Genomic DNA, 21347 nt, shown 5'->3' on the forward strand with positions numbered 1-21347 from the left:
GCCATGGGGTACGTGCTCCACCAGGCTGCCATCCCCGGCGGCACGCGGCACCCGGCACCGTCCCGGCGCGGACCCACCGCAATCCGCACGAGAGTCGAACCGGTCGTCTAGCCGATCGTCACCACGCGCGCCCAGTCGGGCGGGGTGTCCGGCTCGTAGTCGGGATCGTTCTCGATCCACGAACCGCCGCCCGACCCGTCGCGGGGGAACAGCCCCACCACCGTCCGGCACGGCGGCCGCTCGGACGGCCAGGGGGTCTGGCCGTCCGTCAGGACCACGATGACATCGGGCCGGGGTGCCGTCCGCAGCGCCCTTGAGAAGCCCGTACGAAGATCCGTACCGCCGCCGCCCACCAACGGGATGCCCTCGGCACGGCACAACGGATGCACGGTACGGGCCGCCGCGTCGCACGACATCACGGTCACCAGGTCACGACGCCCGCCCACGGCCCGGGAGATCGCGGCCACCTCCAGGAGTGCGCCGCCCAGCTCCGCGTCGCTCACCGACCCGGACGTGTCCACGATCACCGTGACCCGGGGCGGTCGGCGCCGGAGACTCGGCAGCACGGCACCCGGCACCCCCGCCGAGCGCCGCGACGGCCTGCCGTACGAGTAGTCCTCGCCCGCGCCGGAGGCGGAGGCCGCCGAACGGACCGCCGCCCCCAACAGGTCCCGCCACGGCTGCGGCGGGTGGAAGACCTCCTCCGCCCACCGCTTCCACCCCTTGGGCGCGCTCCCCGGGCGGCCCTTGACGGCCTGCGCCACCCGGAACCGGACGGCGTCCTGCTGCTGCTCGCTGAGGCCTTCCGCGCCGTCGGGCCCCAGTTCCCACTCCCGTTCCAGTCCGTCGGCGCCGCTGCCGCAGTCCAGCCAGGCGAGGTGCTGCATGCCGGATCCGAGGCCGATCCGGCGCAGATAGTCCTCCATCAACTCGCCTGAGGAGAGCCCGAGGGAGTCCGGGGTGACCGCGCCCTCGGGCATGACAAGTCCGTCCCCGAACACGTCGTCGTTGATCTCGCAGTCCGCCGCGATGTTCATCAGCAGCCTGGCGCCCGGGCCGGTCAGACCGCGCTCCCGGGCGACCCGGTCACCGCGCCCGTGGTGGTCGCGCAGGAGGTGCGACACCTCGTGGACCCACACGCCGGCCAGTTCTTCCACCGGGGTCCGGTTCACGAAGACCGGTGAGACGTAGCAGCGCCAGTGCCGGTCGACCGCCATCGTCGGCACCCGCCGGGACTCGACGACGTGGAGGGCGAACAGCGCGGTCGCCAGATAGGGCCGGGCCCGGACGGCGAACAGCCGGGCGGCGAAGAGCTTGTCGAGGTCGAGCGCCTTCCCCGCACCTGGGCCCGCGCCGGCATCGGCGTCCGCACCCGTGCCCCTTTCCGCGCGCGCGCCGGGGTCCGTGCCCGCACCGGGGTCCGCGCCCGCGCCCGCGCGCGCATCGGGGTCCGCGCCCGCACCCTTGCCCGTACGCGCGTCCGTGGCCGTGCTCATCGTGCGCCCGCATCGGGGTCCGCGCCGCTCACGCGCCGCGCTCCGCTCGCGACCAGGGTCGCCGCCTCGTCCGCACGCCGGGACATCGAGACCGCCCCCGCGAGCCGTTCGATGGCGGGTGGCACGTCCCACTCCGTACGCCGGAGCGCGGCGAGCGTGGTCGCCGGGACGACGACGAGATCGGGCGCGCCCGTCTCCGCGGCCCTGGCGAGCAGGGCCCAGGCGGCCTCCCACCGGGCCTTCTCGGGGCGCGCCCCGACCGCGGCCACGACACCCTCGAGCGCGGCCTGGCGCAGATCACCCCGATCCGGCAGGTCGGCGCCGGACGGGTCGGCGAGCAGCGTCTCGGGGTCCGGGAGGTCCAACCGGTCCAGGCTCGCGAGGAGTTCGAGTCCCGGACCGTCCCCGACGGTGCCCCTGACCAGGAGCGAGATCACTTCGCGGGACGACCCGGCGGCGGTGGCGAAGGCGATGAGGCGCAGGCTCATCTCCCAGCTGCGGGGCGAAGGCCAGGCGCCACCCCGCCGGGTCTCCCCGCCGGGCAGCCGGTGGACGAGCGTGGGGCGGGTGGCGAGGAGTCCGCACACCGCCCGCCGGGCGTGGTCCACGGCGTGCGGCAGACGCTCGGGGTCGAGCCGGGGCAGTGTCGCCCGCGGCCAGGTGCCGCCGAGTCCGCGGACGACGACGTCGTGGTCGTGGGTCCACTGGAGGTGTACGAAACGGTTGGCCAGCGGCGGACTCAGCTCCCAGCCGTCGGCCGCCGAGGCCCGCGGGTTGGCGGCGGCCACGATCCGCACCCCGGGCGGCAGCCGCAGGGCGCCGACCCGCCGCTCCAGGACGAGCCGGAGCAGCGCCGCCTGCACCGCCGGTGGGGCGGTGGACAGTTCGTCGAGGAACAGCAGACCGCGGCCGGCCTTCACGAGCCGCACCGCCCAGTCCGGCGGGGCCATCGGAACGCCCTGCTCGGCGGGATCGTCCCCGATCACGGGCAGTCCCGAGAAGTCGGACGGCTCGTGCACGCTGGCGATCACCGTCGTCAGGGGGAGGTCCAGGGACTCGGCGAGCTGGGTCAGCGCGGCCGTCTTGCCGATCCCCGGCTCACCCCAGAGAAGTACGGGCAGGTCTGCGGCGACCGCGAGGGTCAGGGCCTCCAGCTGGTCGTCGGGGCGCGGCTCGGTCGTGGAGTCGCGCAGCAGCGCGAGCAGTGCGTCGGCGACGTCGAGCTGGGCGGCGGAAGGGGTGCTCAAGGGCATGGGTGATCACCTGTGGGTTCGTCGTCGGTGGGCCGGTACGGGCGTGACGCGCGGTACCGGCGACATGGGGGATGCCGGTGGTACCGGCGCGGGCCGGTACCGCTTCGATCAGAGGTCGTGGCTGTGGCGAGGGCGGGCGCGACGGCCCCGAGGGCGGTCCTTCCCGGGCAGCACACGTCCAGGGCCCGGGCCGTAGAGGTCCGCTCGGTAGAGCCCGTACGCGATCCGTCGCCGGGCGGCCGACTCCAGCGCGTCGCGCAGCGCGCCGTCGCGCAGCGCGGCGCCGGGACCGAGCAGACCCTCGACGACGGCCAGCGCGCCGGCGGTGTCGCCGTGGTCCAGACGTTCGCGGACACCGGTGAGGCAGTCCGGACGGCGGTGGGCGTCGTCGATGGCCTGGAGGCAGGGGAGGGGAGGTCCACCCAGCGCGACCAGGAGCTCCTCCCGCCGGATCTCGGCGGGGGAGTGATCGAGCGGGGTGAGGACGCCGTCGGACAGGCCGATCCGGTGCCGGACTCCCCGGCAGTCCACCGGACGCGGCCGACCGGGCGGATCGGCGGCAGGGGCCGGCCCGGCGGGCCGGTGGCCGGATACCAGCGCCGAGGCGACCAGCGGATGCAGCCGCCCTGCCTCGATCAGACCGGCGCGCAGCAACTCCAGATCGGGCGGCACCCAGGTCGCGGCGTCGGGCAGCGTGGGCAGCCCCCGCACCGCCGACGGAGGCATCCCTGGGGCGGCCGATGCCGCTCCGCCGCCCGCCGGCACGTCGAGCACCACCTGCCGGCGGCCCCCGAGCCGTACACGGACGCGCCCGGAGTCCCGCCCTTCGGCCCGGAGCAGGATCCCGGCCTCCGCCGCCCAGCGGTCGACGGCGCGGCGGGGTGCCTCCTCGTACGGCGACGGCGGTCCGGCGCCCGGCCCCGCGTCGGCCCCGGAACGGACCCGCAGTTCGTCGCTGCGCCGCGCGTCCCAGAGATGCCGGTGGAGATCCAGGCGGTACCGCCGACTCGGGCGCGGATGCGGATGGCGGCGCTCACCGACCGCGGAACGGGATCCGTCCCACAGGGCGAGGCTCATTCGCTGTCCGGCGTCCGCCCACGCGGGCGCGGTCCGCACCACGAGGTACACCGAGTGGGAGGCGATGTCCCCCAGGTCGTCGTCCCCCGCGTGCTCCCCGGAGACCTCGTAGCGTGCCAGCGGGACGGTGAGCCCCGGGCGCAGGACTCCGGTGGGAGCGATCCGCGGCATGTGCCAGCGCAGCAGGTCGGGAGCGAGTCGCCGGAGATCCGCCCTGACCAGGGCGGCGAGTTCCCGCCCGTACGCACGGGCGGCGGTCTGGAGGTCGAGATCCACGTCGACGCCCGCGGCGGCACAGGCACCCGCCCAGTCACCGGTGGCGCGCCGGAGTCCAGCGGTCTCGATCATGGAGGGCGGCACGGCGAACTCGCGCACGCGCAGCCAGAGGGACAGGCGAGAATCGCCGTTCGCGGGATGAGTGAGCATCAGCACTCACCTTGCGCGGACGGGACCCCCGATCTGATAGCAGAGTAGGTCGTCATCACGATGATCGTATCGAGGGTCGCGCGGCGGGACCAGATGTTTTTCTCCGGACGGGGTCGGCACCGAGCCGCCCTCCGCGCGGAGGCCTCGCCGGCCGGCCCGGGAGGCCCGGCCGGCGGGTCCGCCGGCAAGTCGCCCCCTAGCCCGCGCTCACCGCGTCGGGACCGCTCCGCGCGATGATCGCCGCCGTGTCCACACCCGCGGGCAGCGTGCCGAACGCGAGGCCGCGGTCGCCGTCGAGCCGCGACGCGCAGAACGCGTCCGCCACCGCCGGATTCCCGTGCCGTACGAGCAGCGAGCCCTGCAGTACCAGGGCGAGGCGCTCGACGAGCCGCCGCGCCCCGTACGCCGCCGCGTCCGGGTCGCCGAGCCCCGCGAGGTCCTTGCGGAGGCCCGCGACGGCCGCGTCCAGGCGCCGGTCGGCACCCGCGCCCAGGTCGACCTCCGCGAAGAACGCCTCCACCGCCTGCGGCTGACGGGCCATCGCCCGCAGCACGTCGAGCGCGGCGACGTTCCCCGAGCCCTCCCAGATCGACGGCAGCGGCGACTCCCGGTAGAGCCTGGGGAGGCCCGAGTCCTCCACGTAGCCGTTGCCGCCCAGGCATTCGAGGGCCTCGGCCGCGTGGGCGGGCGCCCGCTTGCACACCCAGTACTTGGTGACCGCGAGCCCGAGCCGCCGCAGCTGCTCCTCCTCCGCGTCGCCGCGTGTGGCCCGGTCGACCGCGCCGGCCAGTCGCAGCGCCGCGAGCGTGGCCGCCTCCGCCTCCACCGCGAGGTCGGCCAGGACGTTCCGCATCAGCGGCTGGTCGACGAGCCGCGCCCCGAACGCCTCGCGGTGCGTGGCGTGGTGCACCGCCTGGACCAGCCCGAGGCGCATCCCGGACGCCGAGCTGATGGCGCAGTCGAGCCGCGTCATGTTCACCATCCGGATGATGGTGGCCACCCCGCGCCCCTCCTCGCCGACGAGCCGGCCGAGGGCGCCCTCGTACTCGATCTCCGAGGAGGCGTTGGAACGGTTGCCCAGCTTGTCCTTGAGCCGCTGGAGGCGGATCGCGTTGCGGCTGCCGTCCGGCAGGACACGCGGCACCAGGAAGCAGGAGAGTCCGCCCGGCGCCTGCGCGAGAGTGAGGAAGACGTCGGACATCGGCGCCGAGGTGAACCACTTGTGGCCGGTCAGCGCGTACAGGCCTGGCTCGCCCGTCGGCACGGCCCGGGTCGTGTTCGCCCGGACGTCCGAGCCGCCCTGCTTCTCGGTCATCGACATTCCGGCGATGATCCCGCGCTTCTCCGTCGGCACCCGGAGGCCGAAGTCGTACGACGAGGAGGTCAACAGCGGCTCGTACGCCTCGGCCAGCTCCGGCTGGGCGCGCAGCGCCGGCACCGCCGCGTACGTCATGGAGATCGGACACAGGTGCCCCGCGTCGGCCTGCCCCCACACGAACACCTTCGCCGCGCGGGCGACGTGGGTGCCCGGCCGCTCGTCGCGCCAGGGCGCGCCGTGCAGCCCGTGTCGGACGGCCACGTCCATCAGGTCGTGCCAGTGCGGGTGGAACTCGACCTCGTCGATCCGGTGGCCGTACCGGTCGTGGGTGTGCAGCACGGGGGAGTGGCGCTCGGCCAGCCGCCCCCACTCCTGGGCCTGTTCGCCGCCGGCCCGTGCGCCGAGCTCGCGGACCTCGGTCTCGGCCCAGCCCGCGCCCTCCCGGCGCAGCGCCTCCAGGAGCGCGGGGTCGGCGGAGACGTCGTAGCCGGTCAGGGGCGGTACCTGGTTGGTGACCTCATGCGTGGTCGGCATCGGGAACTCCCAGTGCTCGCAGGGTGAAGGTGACGAGTGCGGGTACGGTGCCGGGCCCGACGGACCCCTCCGCCAGCGGGCCGACGAGCGCCTCCGCGCCCGCCCCGACCAGTGCCGAGGCCGTCAGGACGGGGTCCTGGGGCGGCAGCTCGCCCGAGCGGACGCCCTCCTCGACGCGCGCGGCGAACACGTCCCGGAACGCGCGCCGGAAGACCAGACGCTCGGCGTCCACGGCCGGGTCGACCGGCTCGGCGAGCAGCGCGTAGGCGAGGCGCGGCGACTTGAGGGCACGCAGGGCGAAGGTCTCGATGACGGCGACCACCCGGTCGGCGGCCGAACGGTGTCCGGGGTGTCCGGCCGCATCGGAGACGGCCGCGACCTCCCGGCTCACCACGGTCCGGAAGAGCTCCACGGAGAGCTCCGTCTTGCCGGGGAAGTGGCGGTACACGCTGCCGGTGGCGATTCCGGCGCGGGCGGCGACGGCCGCCACCGTGCATCCCGCGTATCCCTGCTCGGAGAGCAGTGCCCGGGCCGCGTCGACGACGGAGGCGCGCTGGGCGTCGAGTCGGGCCTGGACGGCGGGGGTGCGTCGGTAGGGCATGGAAGAAGTGAAGCAGTGATTCACTGCTTCATCAAGAGCCGGGAGCGCGCCGGGCGCGGAGCACGGGCGCGTGCGCGAGAGCGGCGAAACGCCCCCGCCCCGCGGGGGGTGGGGGCGTTTCGCCGTGCGGTCGGGCGGCCGGTCTCAGCCGGTGAAGACCTCCGTCAGGGACCAGATCGCGAGGCCCGCCATGCAGACGCCGCCGATGCGCTGCACGGTCTTGAGCGGAACACGCTTCGCGATGAAGCGGCCCGCGACCAGGGCGAGCGCGGAGACGCTCATCAGGGCGGCGAGGGAGCCGATCGCCGTCGACCAGGTGCCGTTCGTGGCGGCCAGGTTGGCGGTGGTGATCTGGGTGAGGTCGCCCCACTCGCTGATGAACACGGCCATGAAGGCCGTCGAGAAGACGGGCAGGAAGCCGGTGACGGTCTTGCCGCCCTCGTCGGCCTCGTCGTCGCCCCCACCGCGGAGCAGCATGAAGGCGCCGAAACCGAACAACAGGGCGGAGACGAGCTTCACCGACCAGCCCGGGAGCAGCCCGAGCAGGCTGCCGGCGCCGACCGCGATGGCGACATGCGCGAGGAAGGCGGTCGAGGTGCCGATCCATACGTACAGAGGACGCATCCGCGTGCCCATGGCGAGGGACGCGAACATCGTCTTGTCGGGAAGCTCGGCGAGGAAGATCAGCCCGAAGGCGGTGAGGATCGCCAAGGGGTCGAGGTGCATACCGGGGCTCTCTGCTCGGTCCGGGCCTGCGGACTCGGCACGGCACCTCGGTGGGCGACGGGAGGACCACTCGGCCCGGCATGACGGACCCACGCCCACGGAAGCGCGGACGCGGTTGATGCCTGGCCGAAGGTCTCGCCCGCCCGCGTCGAACGCGGACCCGGTCACCGGGAACCCGAGGGTTCCAGTATGTCGACGACCGATTTGCAGGGCTACTCCCCTTCGCTGTCCCTGAGTGTAGCGGACCGGGGCGCGCGAGTGAGTAGACAGCGTCTACTCGATCTTGGTAGACAGTGTCTATGCGCGAAACCGAAGATCACCCAACCGAAGATCACCGAACCGAAGCTCAGCAGGGACCGGGGAGCGAGGGCGGCGACCGGAGCGAGGGCGGGCTGCGGGAGCGGCTCGTCCGCGTCGGCGTCGAGCTCGTGAACGCCGAGGGCGCCCAGGCCCTCTCGCTGCGTGAGATCGCCCGCCGCGCCGGCGTCTCCCACGGCGCCCCCCGCCGCTACTTCCCGACCCATCTGGAACTCCTGTCGGCCATCGCCCGCCAGGGCTTCACCGAACTGGCCGCCCGCGTCGCCGCCGAGGACCGGGAGACCGCCGCGCCACGCGAACGGATCGCGCTCCTCGCCCACGTGTACCTCGACTACGCCGGCACCCGCCGCGGCATGTACGAGCTGATGTTCCGGCACGACCTCCTGGAGAGCGGCAGCCTGGGGCTGCGCGAGACGAGCCTGCCGCTCTTCGCCCGGCTCACCGAACTCGTCGCCCTCGTCCGCCCCGGCGCCGCCGACCCCGCCGTCCTCGCGGGCGCGCTCTGGGCCAATCTCCACGGCATCGCCCAGCTCTGGCACTGGGGCAGCCTCCGGCTCGCGACCGGCGGCGACGACCCCGCCCCGCTCCTCGCGGCCGCCCTCGACGCGCACCTCGGTTCCGCGGGGCAGGCCTCATGAGCCCGCGCCGCGCACCGGTCCTGGCGTGCAGCGTCGTCGGCGCGGCAGTCGTCGCCCTCGACGGCACCGTCCTCACCGTCGCCCAGCCCGCCCTCCAGCGCGATCTGCACGCCGACGTCGGCCAGGTCCAGTGGACCAGCACCGGGTACCTCGTCGCCGTCGCGAGCCTGCTGGTCTTCGCCGGACGGCTCGGCGACCGCTACGGCCACCGCCGGGTCTTCGCCGTCGGCGCCCTCGGCTTCGCCGCCGCCTCCGCCGGAATCGCCCTGGCCCCCGGCATCGGCACCGTGATCGTGCTCCGGGTGCTCCAGGGGGTGTGCGGTGCGCTCCTCCAGCCCGCGACGCTCGGCATGCTCCGGACCGCCTGTCCGCCGGACCGGCTCGGCACCCCGATCGCCGTGCGGACCGCCGCCATCGGCCTCGCCGCCGCGGCAGGCCCGCTCGTCGGCGGCGCGCTGGTCTCCGCGTACGGCTGGCGCTCGGTCTTCCTCCTCGGCGTACCCCCGACCCTCGCCATCGGCCTGCTCGCGCTCGCCACCCGAGAACGCGCGCACGTGCCGCGTCCGTCCCACGAGGCGATCCCGTCCCGCGAGGCGATCCCCTCGCGCGAGCCGAGTCCGTCGCACGCGGCGATCCCGTCTCGCGAACCGGGCCCTCCACACGAAGCGGGCCCCCCGGACGAGCCGATCCCGTCGCGCGAACCGAGTCCGTCGCACGAGCCGAGCCCGAAGGACGAGACAGCGCCCGCCCCGCCGTCCGCCGCGACCACCGGCCTCTCCGCGCTCGACCCCGCCGGCGCCCTGCTGCTCGCCGTCACGCTGGGTCTCCTCGTCCACGGACTCGTCGAGGCCGCCCGCCCCGGCGGCGCCCCCACCGGCCTGCTCGCCGTCGCCGGGGCCGTCGTCACCGGGGTCGTCCTCACCCGGCACGAGCGTCGTGCCGCGCGCCCCCTGCTGCCCCCGGAGCTGCTCCGGAGCGTGCCCGTCGTCGCCGGCCTCGCCGTCCTGCTCGCCGCCTCGGCCGCCCTCTTCGGCTCGCTCTTCGTGGCGACGTACTTCCTCCAGGACGTCCAGGGCCTCGATCCCCTCGACTGCGCGCTGCGCGTCCTCCCGCTCGCCGTCCTCATGGTGCTCGGCGCGCCCCTCTGCCCGCCGCTCCAACGCCGCTTCGGCCCCCGGCGTACGGCGACCGCGGGCGCCGCCCTGCTCACCCTCGGGGTGCTGCTCCTCTCCCGGCTCGGCACGACGGCCGGCCCCGCCGCCGTCGGCGTGAGCGCCGCACTGCTGGGCGCCGGGTTCGTCACCCTGATGGTCGCCGCGACCTCCGTCGTCGTGCACCGCGCCCCCGAGGCTCACGCCGGAGTCGCCGGCGGTCTCCAGCAGACCGCGATGAACGTAGGACCCGCGCTCGGCGTCGCCACCGCCACCCTGCTGCTCGCCCTCGTCCCGGACGGCGGCTTCGTACCGTCACGGGGCGCCGCCCTCCCGGCCCTCGTCCTGATCGCCGCACTCGCACTCCCCGCGGCGCTCGCCCTGCCCCGAGGCGCCGGTCGGCGGCGGACACGCCCGGAGCCGCCGACACCCCGGGCCGGACGCCGACCGTGCGTACGATCATGAAATGCCAGCAGGTCTGGGGGCTCGCCCCGATGCCCCGACGCGCACCCAGTTCAACCTCGGTCGCGCGCTGCCCTTCCTGGTCCTGGCGGTGGCGTTCGTCGCCGATCTGCTGACCCCCGACCGGGAGCGCTTCGACCGGCTCCTCGTCGCCGCGCCCGCGCTCGCCGCCGTCACCTGGAGCGTGCCCTGGACGATCGCCATCGGGTTGCTCGCCGTCGTGGCCCGGCTCGTCCTCAGTTTCATCAGGGGCGAGTTCGCCGCGGCGCCCGAACTCGTCGCGAACCTGACCGTCATCGCCGGCGTCACCGCCGCCGCTGCCTGGGTCAGCCGGGTCCGCACCCGCTACGAGCGGGACATGCGCGAACTCACCGCCGTCGCCGAGGTCGTCCAGCGGGTCGTGCTGCGTCCGATCCCCGCCCACCTCAGCCGCTTCGACCTGCATCTGCTGTACGTGGCGGCCGCGGCCAAGGCCAGGATCGGCGGCGACTTCTACGAGGCCGTACGGGTCCCCGGCGCGGTGCGGATCATGCTCGGCGACGTCCAGGGCAAGGGCCTCGGCGCCGTCGAGACAGCCTCCGTGCTCCTCGGCTCCTTCCGCGCCGCCGTCAACGACGCCGCCGACCTGGCCGCCCTCGCCGACCGGCTCGAAGAGGGTCTCGCCCGCTACGGCGCCTGGGATCCGGACTCCGACGCCGCCGAACGCTTCGCCACCGTCGTCCTCGTGGAACTCCCCGACGGCGAGGACATCGCACGGCTCCTCAGCTGCGGCCATCCCGCCCCGCTCCTCCAGCGCGGCGGGGCGGTCGAGCTCGTTCACTTCGCCGACCCCTCGCTGCCCGTGAACCTCGCGGGCCTCGCCGACTCCCACCACCGCATCGAGGAGGTGCCGTTCGGGCCGGGGGACCGGATGCTCCTCTACACCGACGGCGTGAGCGAGACCCGCGACCGGACCGGCACCTTCTACCCGCTGGAACTGCGCCTGCGCGGCTGGGCGAGGGAACCGGCCGATGAGGTGCCGGACCTCCTCCACAAGGACCTCACCGACTACGGTGCCGGCGGCCTCGACGACGACGTCGCCGCCCTGCTCGTGGCGGTACCGCCCGAATCCCGCTGAGCCCGACCCGCCCTCGTCGTCCCCAAACATCGAGTTCGGGGCGGCTTGTGTCGTTCCCGGCCGGTTGCGTGACACGTGCGCTGTTCGTGCGCTCTGGCCGCTCCGGCCCCACATAGGTGAGGCTTGCGACCGTCCGCACGCGGACAGTCACCAGTCCAGTCGAGAGGAACGGGTGCACGTGCCCAAGGAGAACCCCTTCACCACCGGCTCGTCCGAACACTTTCCCGGCTTCCCGGACCTCACGGCGGCCCTGACCGCGGCCGAGACCTCCCGGATCACCGCACGCGGCCTGTGGGCCGCCGACGGAACGGTGGACCCCGGCGCGGTCCGGCTCGGCCAGACCCTCGCCAACGCCCTCCTGAGCGACACGACCGACAGCACCGACGCCGCCACGGCGCTGCTCCCCGCCGAACTCGCCGCGATCGTCGAGGAGGTGCGCGGCCTGGCGCTGCCCGCGTACCACCGCATCGAAGGGGCCGCCGAGAGCGAGGGAGCCGCGGAGAACGTCCGGCTCTCCGCGTTCAGCCTCCGGCAGCTCGGCCCGGGCCGGCACCCGCTCGTCGTCGTGCCCGCCGGCTGGACCCCCTTCGGCTGGCCGCTGTTCCTCTGGTCGTACCTCGTCCTCGCCCGCAAGGGCTATCACGTCCTCGCCTACACCCCGCGCGGCCTCGGCATCCCCGGACTGCCCTCCACCTCCAGCGGCTTCGTCGACGTCGCCGGACCCCACGACTGGGCCGACGGCTCCGCGGTCATCGACTTCGCCGTCGACAGCTTCGACCCGAGCGTCATCGGCTTCATGGGCGAGTCGTACGGCTCCGGCATCAGCCAGCTCGTGGCCGCCCACGACGACCGGGTCGCCGCCGTCGTCGCCCTCAGCACCTGGGGCAACCTCGCGACCAGCCTCTACGACCACGACACCCGCCACCTCGCGGCCGTGAAGGCCCTCCTCGCCCTCACCGGCGGACCGGTCGAGAGCAAGTTCGACGAGGCCAACCGGAAGATCCTCGCCGACTTCCAGGCCGACCGGAACCTGGACGCCGTCGTCGAGTGGGGCCTCAAGCGCGCCCCCGAGTCGTACCTCACCCTGACCAACGAGAAGGGCACGCCGACCTTCTTCTCCAACACCTGGCACGAGAGCCTCTTCGCGGTCAACCAGACCCTGGAGACCTTCAACGGCCTGGACGTGCCCAAGCGGCTCAACATGTGGATCGGCGACCACGCCGCGCCCGAGGGCCCCGCGCTCATCGGCCCGCCCGCCGTCCGGGGCGAGGTCAACCTCCCCATGGCCGAGGCGTACGCCTGGCTCGACCACCACCTCACGGGCGAGCGCAACGGCGTGGAGGAGTGGCCCCAGGTCTGCAACCAGGTGATGTTCTCGTACGTGACGGAACCCGTGCTGGACCCGGAGACCGGAGAACCCACCGGCGAGAACCGGATCGTCGTGCCCGCCCGCCGCGAGACCAGTCCCGGCTGGAGCCAGGTCACCGGCACCACCGAGGTGTTCGGCCTCACCGGCGACGGCGCGGGCGGCACCGACGGCCGGCTCGTCCCCACGGGCGGGCCCGGGGCGGAGGAGACCGGCTGGCGGCGTGCGTTCCTCGCGGGCGTGGACACCGAGGCCACCGCCATGGACGCGATCATGAAGACCGGTCAGGCGGAGTGGAGGGGCAACCCCAAGATCTACGACACCCACAAGATCGACCGCCGCCACGCGGTCGCGTGGACGACCGAACCGCTCGTCTCGCCCGACGGGGAGGGCGTCGGCCGCCGCGTCCGGGGCATCCCCCGGCTGCGCCTCACCGTCCGGTCCACGGCCACCTCGGCGAGCCTCTACGCCCACCTCCTGGACGTCGCCGAGGACGGCACGGCCCGGATCATCAGCCACGAGCCGCTCAACGTGTACGGCCTGACGCCCGAACAGGACACCACCGTCGCCTGGAGGCTCCAGGCCGCCGCGTACGACATCCCCTCGGGGAACCGGCTGATGCTGGTCGTCGACAGCAAGGACCCGCTGTACGGCGACGCCTCCGTCACCTGGACGCAGACCGTCATCGGCTCCCCGGAGGGTGAACCGTCCCGCCTGGAACTGCCGCTCGGCTGACCCGGGCTGTTCCCGCCCGCGTCGACGACGGACGGGCACGCGATTTTCACACGCGCGTGCCCGTCCGTCACGGGTGTCGGCCCGCACGGGGGCCGGGCGTCACACCACCGGGGCGAGCCCCAGATGCTCCCGGAGCGTCGTGCCCGTGTACGCGGACCGGTACACGCCCCGTTCCTGGAGTTCGGGGACGAGCAGCTCCACGATGTCGTCGAGACCGTCCGGCACCAGGTACGGCGAGATGTTGAAGCCGTCGAGGGCCCCGTGCCGGACGAACCGGGCGAACTTCTCGGCGAGCGCGGCCGGGGTCCCCACATGGCCCCGCTGCGGACCGAGCTCGATGACCGTGTCGCGCAGCGACCAGCCGTTGGCCTCGGCCTTCGCACGCCATTCGGCCACCGTGTCCAGGGTCTCGCCCAGCTGACGGGTGCCGAACCTCCCGTCGTACGCGGCGACCACCGGGTCCTCGGAGGGCAGTGGCCCGTCGGCGTCCCGCCCCGACAGGTCGAACCCCCACAGCAGGCTCGCGATGCCGAGGGCCACCGCGGGAGTGACCTGTTCGAGGCGGACCCAGCGCGCCTTCTCCTCCGCCTCCTTCTCGGTGGCCCCGATGACGATCTCCGTCCCCGGCAGGATCCTCAGCGCGTCCTCGGCCCGGCCCGCCGCCCGCAGCCGGCGCCGGATGTCCTCGGCGAAGGCGAGCGCGTCGTCGAAGTCCGTGCCGTGCGCCGAGAACACCACGTCAGCCTGACGGGCGGCGAAGTCCCGTCCCTCGCCGGAGTCGCCCGCCTGGAAGATCACCGGATGCCCCTGCGCACTGCGCGGAAGCGTCGGCACCAGGTCGACGTCGAAGTGCGCGCCCCTCGACCGGACGCGTGCCACCGCGTCCGGCACCGACCAGGACCGGGCGTCGACGGACCCGGCCACCGCACCCGCCGCCCAGCCGTTCCACACGGCCCGGGCCACCGACAGGAACTCCTCGGCGCGCCGGTAGCGGTCGGCGTGGTCGAGGAAACCGCCACGCCGGAAGTTCTCCCCGGTCCAGGCGTTGTGCGTGGTCACCACGTTCCAGCCGGCCCGGCCGCCGGACAACAGGTCGAGTCCGGCGAGGCGCCGGGCGAGGTCGCCCGGCTCGTTGAACGTCGTGTTGGACGTGGAGACGAGGCCGATCCTCTCGGTCGCGGCGGCGAGCGCCGACAACTGGGTGATCGAGTCCGGGCGGCCGGCAACGTCCAGCTCGTGGATACCGCCCTCCGACTCGCGCAGCCGCAGACCGTCCCCGAGGAAGAAGGCGTCGAAGAGCCCGCGCTCGGCGGTCCGCGCGACCCGGAGGAAGGAGGCCGGATCGATCTGGGAGCCGCTGGAAGGGTCCGACCAGATCGTCCAGTGGTTGACGCCCTGGAAGAACACCCCGAAGTGCAGCTGCGCGTCCGGACGGGGGACGTCGGCGGGATCGGTGCGGGTCATCGGATCTCCTCCCGTACGGGCGTGGCGGCGGCGCTGTCGGTCGCCGTGAAGCGGCTGAGGGGCCGGGGGAGGCCCAGGGAGGAACGCAGGGTGGTGCCGGGCAGCGGCCGGGCCGCGATCCGCCGGACGAACAGCTCGGGCAGCACGAGCCGGGAGAGCACGGCGAGGTCCTCGTCGAGCACGAGCGGGTGCAGCCGCACCCCGTCGACGCGACCGCTCAGCTCGGCGAGCAGGGACACCAGACCGGCGGCGGGTCCGGTGTACCGCAGCCGGTCCGGCCGGGCGGTCCACGGGGCGTACCGCTCCAGGTCGGTGATCCGTTCCCCCGCCGTCTCGTTCGGGGTGTCGAGGGCGACCTCGATCTCGGCGAAGGCGCGCGGTGACTCCGTGTCGCCCGCGGCCGCCGCGGCCACGTCGGCGACGCCGCCGCCGCCGATCAGCGCCACGTCGGTCAGCTCGGCCGGAACGATCCCCGGGCGGGCGAGGACCACGGGCCTCCCCTGCGGCGGGCGCGGCACGATCGACGGCCCCTTCACGGAGTACGTCTCACCGGCGAAGTCGATGGGATGGAGCCGCGACCGGTCGAGATAGCGGCTGGTGGCCACCGAGCGGATCACCGCGTCGTCCTCCCACGAGTCCCACAGGTCCCGTACGACCCGGAGTCCGTCGCGGGCCTCGCGCGCCGTCGCGTCGGGCCCCTCGACGGGCGGCCGTCCCCACGCGCGGGCGGCGGCGGGGTCCGTCTCCACCCCCACCACCCAGCCGGCCCGGCCGGCCGAGACATGGTCGAGCGAGGCGAGTTGCGAGGACACGTGGAACGGCTCGGCGTAGGTGGTCGCGAGGACCGGGGCCACCCCGAGGACGCTCGTCGACGCGGCGACGAACGCGGCTCGCTCGACCGCGCCGATCCGGCCCGCGGGACCGGCGCCGGAACCCGGCGGCAGGATCGAGTCGTCCAGGGTGACCAGGGTGAAACCGGCGTTCTCGGCGACGGCCGCGACCCGGGAGAGCCGACGCGGGGTCAGCAGCTCGCCGGGGGCGTGCGCGGCACGGCGCCACGCGGCCGGATGGGCACCGTCACCGTCGATCTCGACGGCCAGGCGCAGGGCGGGGCGGGGCATGGGAGTCCTTCCGGAAGACAGGGGCACGCGACAGGACCCACGGGCGCTCGCGGGCGCGGCGGCGCGGGGCCGGGGCGGCGGGATGTCAGCGGACGCGCGGACCCACAGGGGTGGGTCAGACGCGGGCGGAAGGACAGATGGCCGAGGAGGTACGGCAGAAGTCGACGTGGCGTCGGCAGACGAGCCGCGCACTCACCCGGAGGCCGGGACGGAGGCTGGGACGGAGGCCGGGCGGCTTCGCGCTGGCTCCGCGCACATCCGCCTCCCCGCGGGTCCGGGCCGAGATCCCGTCCGGGTTCAGGAGGGGAGCGCTTCAGCTTAGGCAGGCCGCCTTCCGCGCTGTCAAGGCCGTTCCGGGAGATGGGCGGACGGACGGACGCGGACGGCACGGGAGTTCGGCCGTGGCGCCGGCAAGTGGGCCGGTCCCGGAGCCACTTCACCGGTCCGCGGCGCATACACCTCTGGTCTGACGGCACATGGGCCCGCAGCAGGACGCGATGCGGTGGCGGGCCTTCTAGCGTGTCTTCATGATCCGATTCACCAGGGCTGCCGTCGCCGCCCTCCTCGTCTGCTCCGTCGCCTTACCCGCGGGTGTGGCGACCGCGGCCACTCCCGATGCCCTGCCGCCGTCGGCAGCACCGTCGGCGAAGGCGGCCGCGCTGCCCGCACCCACCGGGCCGTACTCCGTCGGAAGCACCGTTCTGCCGCTCGTCGACCGGTCCCGCACCGACCCGTGGGTTCCCACCGCCGACGGACGCGCGCTGATGGTCACCCTCCACTACCCGGCCGCGGCCACCGTCGGAGGCCGCCCGGCCCCGTACGCCACCCGGGAGGAGGCGCGACTGCTCGCGGAGCAGCTCGGGCCCGGTGTCTCCGGCGATGTCCTCGCCCGGACGCGCACCCACAGCAGGACCGACGCGCGGCCGGCCCCGGGCCGTCGCCCCCTGGTACTGCTCTCACCGGGCTTCGGCGTCTCCCGCTGGACCCTCACCCATCTCGCCGAGGACCTCGCCTCGCGCGGCTACGTCGTCGCCTCCGTCGACCACGCCTACGAGTCCTACGGGATCAGCCTTCCCGGCGGCCGCACCCTCACCTGCGTCGCCTGCACGGCCCTCGACGAGGGAGGCGTGCACGGCAGCGTGGTCACCTCGACCCGCGCCGCCGACATGCGCCACGTCCTGGACCGGCTCACCGGACCCCGGCCCGTCTGGAAGCACGCCGGCCTGATCGACGCCCGTCGGATCGGCATGGCGGGCCACTCCATCGGCGGGGCGAGCGCGGCCTCCGCGATGGTGGCCGATCCGCGCGTCGACGCCGGGATCAACATGGACGGGTCCTTCTGGGAGGACCTGCCGGCGGACGGCCTGCGGGGCCGCCCGTTCATGATGCTCGGGACCCACGACGCCATGCATCTGCCCGGAGGGACGGACGCCACCTGGGACCGGACGTGGAACGGCCTCGACGGATGGAAGCGCTGGGTCACCGTGGCAGGCTCCGAGCACTTCACCTTCTCCGACGGCCCCGTGATCACCCGCCACTTCGGCCTGCCCCAGCCCGAGCTGCCCACCGACCGCGCCGTCGCCGTCACCCGGACGTACGTCGCCGCCTTCTTCGACCAGCATCTGCGCGGACTCCCGCGCCCGCTGCTCGACGCCCCCTCGCCGACGAACCCGGAGGTCCACTTCCAGCACCGCTGACCCGCCCGGAACCCGGCGGCCGTCACGCGGCGGCCGCCGGGACCGCCGTCCTCAGGCGCGGTACGGGGTGTTCTCCGCCGCCCAGTCGGCAAGAACACGCGCGCACTCGGCGACCGATTCACGCCAGGTGCGCGCGGCGCCCTCCCCGGCCTCGTCGCTGACGTGCTTCACGATCCGCAGCGGCACCCCGGCGATCCCGGCGGCGTGCGCGAGGGCGTACCCCTCCATGTCGACGAGAGCGGCCTGCTCCGCGAGCCGGGCGCGGGCGGTCTCGTCCGAGATGAACGTGTCCCCGGTCGCCAGGACCGTGTCACCGCCGTCCGGGAGCGCCAGCGGCGCGCCGTACGACTCGCCCGTCAGCGTGGCGAGCAGCCGGCCGTCGAAGTCGTGCTGCACCACGGTGCCGACCACATGCGTCCCGGTCATGCCGGGACGCAGCGCCCCCGCCGTACCCAGGTTCACGATCCCGGACGGCCGCGGGCCGCGGCCGAGGGCGAGCGCGAGCGCGGTCGCCGCGTTCACCTTGCCCATGCCGGTCAGCAGCACCGGCAGGTCCGTGTCCAGGAACTGCGCCTCCTCCTTGACGGCGAGGACGAGCAGTGGACGGTCGGCGGTGATCTCTCCCAAGAGTTCCATGGGGGTCACGCTAGTTCGCGGCGCCTTCCGCCGTACAGCCGAGGTCCCCGGTGGGCCCGACGGGCGCTCACCGCAGCGACAGACCGCGCGCCGCGAGCTCCTCACCGAGCACCCGCAGCGCCTTCGGGCCCACACCGTGCAGGGCGGCGAGTTCGGCGGCGGGAACCCCGTCGAGCTGATCGAACCGGGTGTACCCGGCCGAGGCGAGCGCGCGGGTGGCGGGCGCGCCGATGGCGCGGGGGAATTCCGTCTCGGGACGGTCGGATCCGGTGGCCATGGGCCGATGGTGCCACGTGGGAAGGGTTCCGGTCCGCTCCCCGCCGTTGTGCCGCTCGCGGTCACACGGGCAGCAGCCGACCGATCAGAGCCCCCAGCTGGCGGGCGTTCCGGCAGGGGCGCATCTCGACGAGACCGGCGTAGGCCGGGGCCACCGAATCGCCCGTTCCCCACAGCGAGGGCTGCTCGGGGTTGAGCCAGTGGACCCGGCGGGCCCGGTCCGCGATCCGTTTCAGGGCCGCGAGGTTCGGGTCGGAGCCGTTGGTGCGGGCGTCCCCGAGGACGAAGACCACGGTGCGCGGGCCGAGGGCCTCGGCGTACCGGTCGGCGAACTCGCCCAGGGCCGTCCCGTAGTCGCTCTGCCCGTGCCAGCCGGTCAGCTCCGCCTCCGCGAGGATGCGGTCGCCGAGCCCGGCCGGATCCGCGGAACCCCGGGCGATCAGCCCCGTCACCTCGTCGACCCGGTTGACGAAGGCGAAGACGCGTACCCGGCTGAACTGGTCGTGCAGGGCCTGCACCAGCAACATCGTGAACTGCGCGAAACCGGCCACCGACCCGGACACGTCGCACAGCAGGACCAGCTCCGGCCGCCGGGGAGGGCGTCGGCGCAGCACCGGCCGCACCGGCACGCCGCCGGTCGACAGCGACCGCCGCAGCGTCCGCCGCAGATCGATCTCCCCGCGCGACGCCCGGCGCCGCCGGGCCGCGAGCCGGGTGGCCAGCTTCCGCGCCAGCGGCCGTACCGTCCGTCGCAACTCGTCCAGCTGTGCCCGCCCGGCGAGCAGGAAGTCGACGGTGTCCGCCGTGCCCGCGACCGCCCGGCGCGCGACCCGGTCGCGGCCCTGGCGCTCGGCGACGCGCCGCCGGGCCTCGGTCCGCACCCGCTCACGGAACGCCTCGACGCGCCGCCGGATCTCGTCGTCGAGCAGCCGGTCGGTGAACTCGGACTCCTCCGTCCCGGGCGCTGCCCGGAGCCGCTCCCGCACCCGGACGAGCAGCGTCTCGGGGCGCAGCCGGGACAGCGTCTGGTACGAGGACCAGCCGTCCGACTCGGGGCCGGAGCCGTAGCCGCCGAAACCGCCCACCGCCTCGGCGGCGAGCCGGTCGAGGGCGGCGCCGTCGCCGGTGCTGAGGGCCTCGGCGAGCCGGTCGCGCAGGGCCGCGAGATCGGCCGGACCGGCCGGGGTGTTCCCGTGCGCCTCCGCGGCCCTGGTGTGGCCGAGGGGAAAGTACAGGTCGAAGACACGGTCGAACACGGGGCGCTGCGCCTCGCCGTGGAGCAGGGTCGCGGCGAGGGCCTCGCGCACCCGCTCCCGGTCGGTGAAGCCGACGGCGGCGAGGGCGTGCCCGGCGTCCACCGTCTCGCCGGTCCCGATCCCGAATCCATGGGCGCGCAGCGCCCCGACGAGACCGGTGAGGCGGGTGGCGGCCGTCGTCGGCGCGGTGGCGGCGTCCACGCCGTCGACGGTTCGGCTCACACCGCGTCCAGGTCGAGCTTGGCGGCGGCCCGCACGATGTCGTCCTGGTGCTTGAGCAGGACGCCCAGGGTCTCGCGTACGACGCCCTCGTCCAGCCGGTCGGCGCCGAGCGCGAGCAGCGTACGGGCCCAGTCGATGGTCTCCGAGACGGACGGCACCTTCCGCAGGTCCATCGCCCGCAGGGCCCCGACGACCCGCACCACGGACGCGGCCAGGGCGTCGTCGAGGCCGGGGACCTTCAGGGTGACGATCCTGCGCTCCAGCTCCTCCTCGGGGAATCCGACGTACAGGAAGAGGCAGCGGCGGCGCAGGGCCTCGGACAGCTCGCGGCTGGCGTTGGAGGTGAGCACGGTGAAGGGGCGCCGGGTCGCCTTGATCGTCCCGAGTTCGGGAACGGTGATCTGGAAGTCGCTGAGGACCTCGAGGAGCAGGCCCTCCACCTCGACGTCGGCCTTGTCCGTCTCGTCGATGAGGAGCACGGTCGGCTGCTCGGAGCGGATCGCGGTGAGCAGCGGGCGGGGGAGCAGGAACTCCTCGCCGAAGATGTCCGTCCGCGTCTCGTCCCAGGACTCGCCCCGCCCGGCCGTGATCCGCAGGAGCTGCTTGGCGTGGTTCCACTCGTACAGCGCGCGGGACTCGTCGACGCCCTCATAGCACTGGAGCCGGACCAGACGCGCGCCGGTCACCTCGGTGACCGCCTTGGCGAGCTCCGTCTTGCCGACGCCGGCCGGGCCCTCGACGAGGAGCGGCTTGCCGAGGCGGTCGGCGAGGAAGACGGTCGTGGCGACGGCGGGTGAGGCGAGATAGCCGGTCGCGGCGAGCCGATCGGCGACGTCGTCGACGGAGCTGAAGAAACCGGTCGTCATGGGCTGTCCCCCGGGGAGCGGAATTTCGTACTGGCCAGTAGCCTCTGCTGTACTTGATCAGATCAGGCACCGCCGCACAACCGTCCCGCGCAAGGTCCGTGCCGCGCGCGGGGCGCCACCCGCTGGTGCAATGGGGAGACCGGGTACGCCACCCGGGGACCGCGCGGCGATGGAGGTGTCGTGGCGGAACGGGAAGCGGAGCGGGAAGAGGCCCTCCTGACCCGGGTGCGGGCCATGGAGCAGGCGGTCGGCCAGATAGGCACGACCCTCGACGAGACGAGCACCTGCCGCGAACTCGCGGCCTACGCGGCCCGGCACCTGAGCGCCGCCGCCACGGTCGACCTCCTGACGGAACCGGGTGCCCCACCGTGGCGCGCGGCCCACGCGGGACCGCCGGCCGCCCCCGGCGGCCCGACGGGCCCCGGTGTGTCCACCACCCCGGCCGGTCCCACCGCCCCGGCCGGTCCCACGGCACCCGGGGGTGGCGAGCACGGCGCCGCGGGCCCCGCCGACGGACCGGGCCACCCCGAGGACCCCGAGCCGGGCGGGCCGCCCGCCGTACACCCCACGCCGGTTGGGACGGCACCAGGG

General features: G+C 74.4%; 17 protein-coding genes and 1 pseudogene. 6 read left to right on the plus strand and 12 right to left on the minus strand.

Annotation, left to right across the window (positions count from 1 at the left end):
* Positions 1-107 precede the first annotated feature (107 nt).
* The 6 genes from AOK00_RS26525 to AOK00_RS26550 form a co-directional block, all read right to left on the minus strand.
* The gene (locus AOK00_RS26525; RefSeq protein ID WP_079042206.1) at positions 108-1496 is read right to left on the minus strand and encodes a vWA domain-containing protein; all 1389 of its coding nucleotides are present in this window, start codon (positions 1494-1496) and stop codon (positions 108-110) included.
* Positions 1493-2749, minus strand: coding sequence for an AAA family ATPase (locus tag AOK00_RS26530; protein ID WP_055602778.1), 1257 nt, complete (start codon positions 2747-2749; stop codon positions 1493-1495). Before AOK00_RS26530 ends, AOK00_RS26525 begins: the two co-directional genes overlap by 4 nt.
* A 108-nt stretch (positions 2750-2857) precedes the next feature.
* Positions 2858-4252 (minus strand): hypothetical protein, encoded by a 1395-nt coding sequence (locus tag AOK00_RS26535; protein WP_055602779.1) that lies wholly within the window; start codon positions 4250-4252, stop codon positions 2858-2860.
* A 196-nt stretch (positions 4253-4448) separates the two neighbouring features.
* Positions 4449-6104 carry an acyl-CoA dehydrogenase family protein gene (locus AOK00_RS26540; protein WP_055602780.1) on the minus strand — a complete coding sequence of 552 codons (1656 nt, stop codon included), beginning with the start codon at positions 6102-6104 and terminating at the stop codon, positions 4449-4451.
* On the minus strand, positions 6088-6705 hold the full coding sequence (locus AOK00_RS26545) for a TetR/AcrR family transcriptional regulator (protein ID WP_055602781.1): 618 nt from the start codon (positions 6703-6705) through the stop codon (positions 6088-6090). Before AOK00_RS26545 ends, AOK00_RS26540 begins: the two co-directional genes overlap by 17 nt.
* Positions 6706-6849: 144 nt before the next feature.
* A complete protein-coding gene (locus tag AOK00_RS26550; protein WP_055602782.1) occupies positions 6850-7431 on the minus strand; it encodes a TMEM165/GDT1 family protein in 582 nt (193 codons plus the stop codon).
* Positions 7432-7730: 299 nt separating this feature from the next.
* Here AOK00_RS26550 and AOK00_RS26555 point away from each other — a divergent pair, with 299 nt between their 5' ends.
* The 4 genes from AOK00_RS26555 (at position 7731) to AOK00_RS26570 (ending at position 13218) form a co-directional block, all read left to right on the plus strand.
* Positions 7731-8387, plus strand: coding sequence for a TetR/AcrR family transcriptional regulator (locus AOK00_RS26555; protein ID WP_079042207.1), 657 nt, complete (start codon positions 7731-7733; stop codon positions 8385-8387).
* On the plus strand, positions 8384-10003 hold the full coding sequence (locus tag AOK00_RS26560; protein WP_055602783.1) for an MFS transporter: 1620 nt from the start codon (positions 8384-8386) through the stop codon (positions 10001-10003). The genes AOK00_RS26555 and AOK00_RS26560 overlap by 4 nt, the downstream gene beginning before the upstream one ends.
* 1 nt (position 10004) lies before the next feature.
* Entirely contained in the window at positions 10005-11117 is a 1113-nt protein-coding gene (locus AOK00_RS26565; RefSeq protein ID WP_055602784.1) for a PP2C family protein-serine/threonine phosphatase, read from the plus strand.
* A gap of 178 nt (positions 11118-11295) precedes the next feature.
* Complete coding sequence (locus AOK00_RS26570; RefSeq protein ID WP_254047512.1) at positions 11296-13218, plus strand: CocE/NonD family hydrolase C-terminal non-catalytic domain-containing protein; 1923 nt, start codon at positions 11296-11298, stop codon at positions 13216-13218.
* Positions 13219-13317: 99 nt separating this feature from the next.
* On the opposite strand, the gene AOK00_RS26575 is transcribed toward AOK00_RS26570, so the two are convergent.
* Complete coding sequence (locus tag AOK00_RS26575) at positions 13318-14682, minus strand: NtaA/DmoA family FMN-dependent monooxygenase (protein ID WP_055602786.1); 1365 nt, start codon at positions 14680-14682, stop codon at positions 13318-13320.
* Entirely contained in the window at positions 14679-15803 is a 1125-nt protein-coding gene (locus AOK00_RS26580) for an LLM class flavin-dependent oxidoreductase (RefSeq protein ID WP_055602787.1), read from the minus strand. The genes AOK00_RS26575 and AOK00_RS26580 overlap by 4 nt, the downstream gene beginning before the upstream one ends.
* 527 nt (positions 15804-16330) lie before the next feature.
* On the opposite strand from AOK00_RS26580, the gene AOK00_RS26585 reads away from it, so the two are divergent.
* Complete coding sequence (locus AOK00_RS26585; RefSeq protein WP_055602788.1) at positions 16331-17500, plus strand: alpha/beta hydrolase family protein; 1170 nt, start codon at positions 16331-16333, stop codon at positions 17498-17500.
* A gap of 51 nt (positions 17501-17551) precedes the next feature.
* Here AOK00_RS26585 and AOK00_RS26590 read toward each other — a convergent pair whose 3' ends face one another.
* The 4 genes from AOK00_RS26590 to AOK00_RS26605 all read right to left on the minus strand — a co-directional run bounded on the left by AOK00_RS26590 (position 17552) and on the right by AOK00_RS26605 (position 20756).
* On the minus strand, positions 17552-18136 hold the full coding sequence (locus AOK00_RS26590) for a nucleosidase (RefSeq protein WP_173861636.1): 585 nt from the start codon (positions 18134-18136) through the stop codon (positions 17552-17554).
* Positions 18137-18203: 67 nt separating this feature from the next.
* A complete protein-coding gene (locus AOK00_RS26595; RefSeq protein ID WP_055602790.1) occupies positions 18204-18413 on the minus strand; it encodes a DNA-binding protein in 210 nt (69 codons plus the stop codon).
* 61 nt (positions 18414-18474) lie between these two features.
* Complete coding sequence (locus AOK00_RS26600) at positions 18475-19890, minus strand: VWA domain-containing protein (protein WP_254047513.1); 1416 nt, start codon at positions 19888-19890, stop codon at positions 18475-18477.
* The gene (locus AOK00_RS26605; protein ID WP_055602791.1) at positions 19887-20756 is read right to left on the minus strand and encodes an AAA family ATPase; all 870 of its coding nucleotides are present in this window, start codon (positions 20754-20756) and stop codon (positions 19887-19889) included. The genes AOK00_RS26600 and AOK00_RS26605 overlap by 4 nt, the downstream gene beginning before the upstream one ends.
* Before the next feature lie 180 nt (positions 20757-20936).
* On the opposite strand from AOK00_RS26605, the pseudogene AOK00_RS26610 reads away from it, so the two are divergent.
* Positions 20937-21347, plus strand: a pseudogene (locus AOK00_RS26610) (hypothetical protein); the annotation flags it as partial.

It is taken from the genome of Streptomyces aureus (assembly GCF_001418135.1).
GTDB lineage: Bacteria > Actinomycetota > Actinomycetes > Streptomycetales > Streptomycetaceae > Streptomyces > Streptomyces aureus_A.

Excerpts from the sequence above, each read along its gene's own strand:
- AOK00_RS26525 (WP_079042206.1), bottom strand. The coding sequence starts at position 1,496 with ATGAGCACGGCCACGGACGCGCGTACGGGCAAGGGTGCGGGCGCGGAC.
- AOK00_RS26530 (WP_055602778.1), bottom strand. The coding sequence starts at position 2,749 with ATGCCCTTGAGCACCCCTTCCGCCGCCCAGCTCGACGTCGCCGACGCA.
- AOK00_RS26535 (WP_055602779.1), bottom strand. The coding sequence starts at position 4,252 with ATGCTCACTCATCCCGCGAACGGCGATTCTCGCCTGTCCCTCTGGCTG.
- AOK00_RS26540 (WP_055602780.1), bottom strand. The coding sequence starts at position 6,104 with ATGCCGACCACGCATGAGGTCACCAACCAGGTACCGCCCCTGACCGGC.
- AOK00_RS26545 (WP_055602781.1), bottom strand. The coding sequence starts at position 6,705 with ATGCCCTACCGACGCACCCCCGCCGTCCAGGCCCGACTCGACGCCCAG.
- AOK00_RS26550 (WP_055602782.1), bottom strand. The coding sequence starts at position 7,431 with ATGCACCTCGACCCCTTGGCGATCCTCACCGCCTTCGGGCTGATCTTC.
- AOK00_RS26555 (WP_079042207.1), top strand. The coding sequence starts at position 7,731 with ATGCGCGAAACCGAAGATCACCCAACCGAAGATCACCGAACCGAAGCT.
- AOK00_RS26560 (WP_055602783.1), top strand. The coding sequence starts at position 8,384 with ATGAGCCCGCGCCGCGCACCGGTCCTGGCGTGCAGCGTCGTCGGCGCG.
- AOK00_RS26565 (WP_055602784.1), top strand. The coding sequence starts at position 10,005 with ATGCCAGCAGGTCTGGGGGCTCGCCCCGATGCCCCGACGCGCACCCAG.
- AOK00_RS26575 (WP_055602786.1), bottom strand. The coding sequence starts at position 14,682 with ATGACCCGCACCGATCCCGCCGACGTCCCCCGTCCGGACGCGCAGCTG.
- AOK00_RS26580 (WP_055602787.1), bottom strand. The coding sequence starts at position 15,803 with ATGCCCCGCCCCGCCCTGCGCCTGGCCGTCGAGATCGACGGTGACGGT.
- AOK00_RS26585 (WP_055602788.1), top strand. The coding sequence starts at position 16,331 with ATGATCCGATTCACCAGGGCTGCCGTCGCCGCCCTCCTCGTCTGCTCC.
- AOK00_RS26590 (WP_173861636.1), bottom strand. The coding sequence starts at position 18,136 with ATGGAACTCTTGGGAGAGATCACCGCCGACCGTCCACTGCTCGTCCTC.
- AOK00_RS26595 (WP_055602790.1), bottom strand. The coding sequence starts at position 18,413 with ATGGCCACCGGATCCGACCGTCCCGAGACGGAATTCCCCCGCGCCATC.
- AOK00_RS26605 (WP_055602791.1), bottom strand. The coding sequence starts at position 20,756 with ATGACGACCGGTTTCTTCAGCTCCGTCGACGACGTCGCCGATCGGCTC.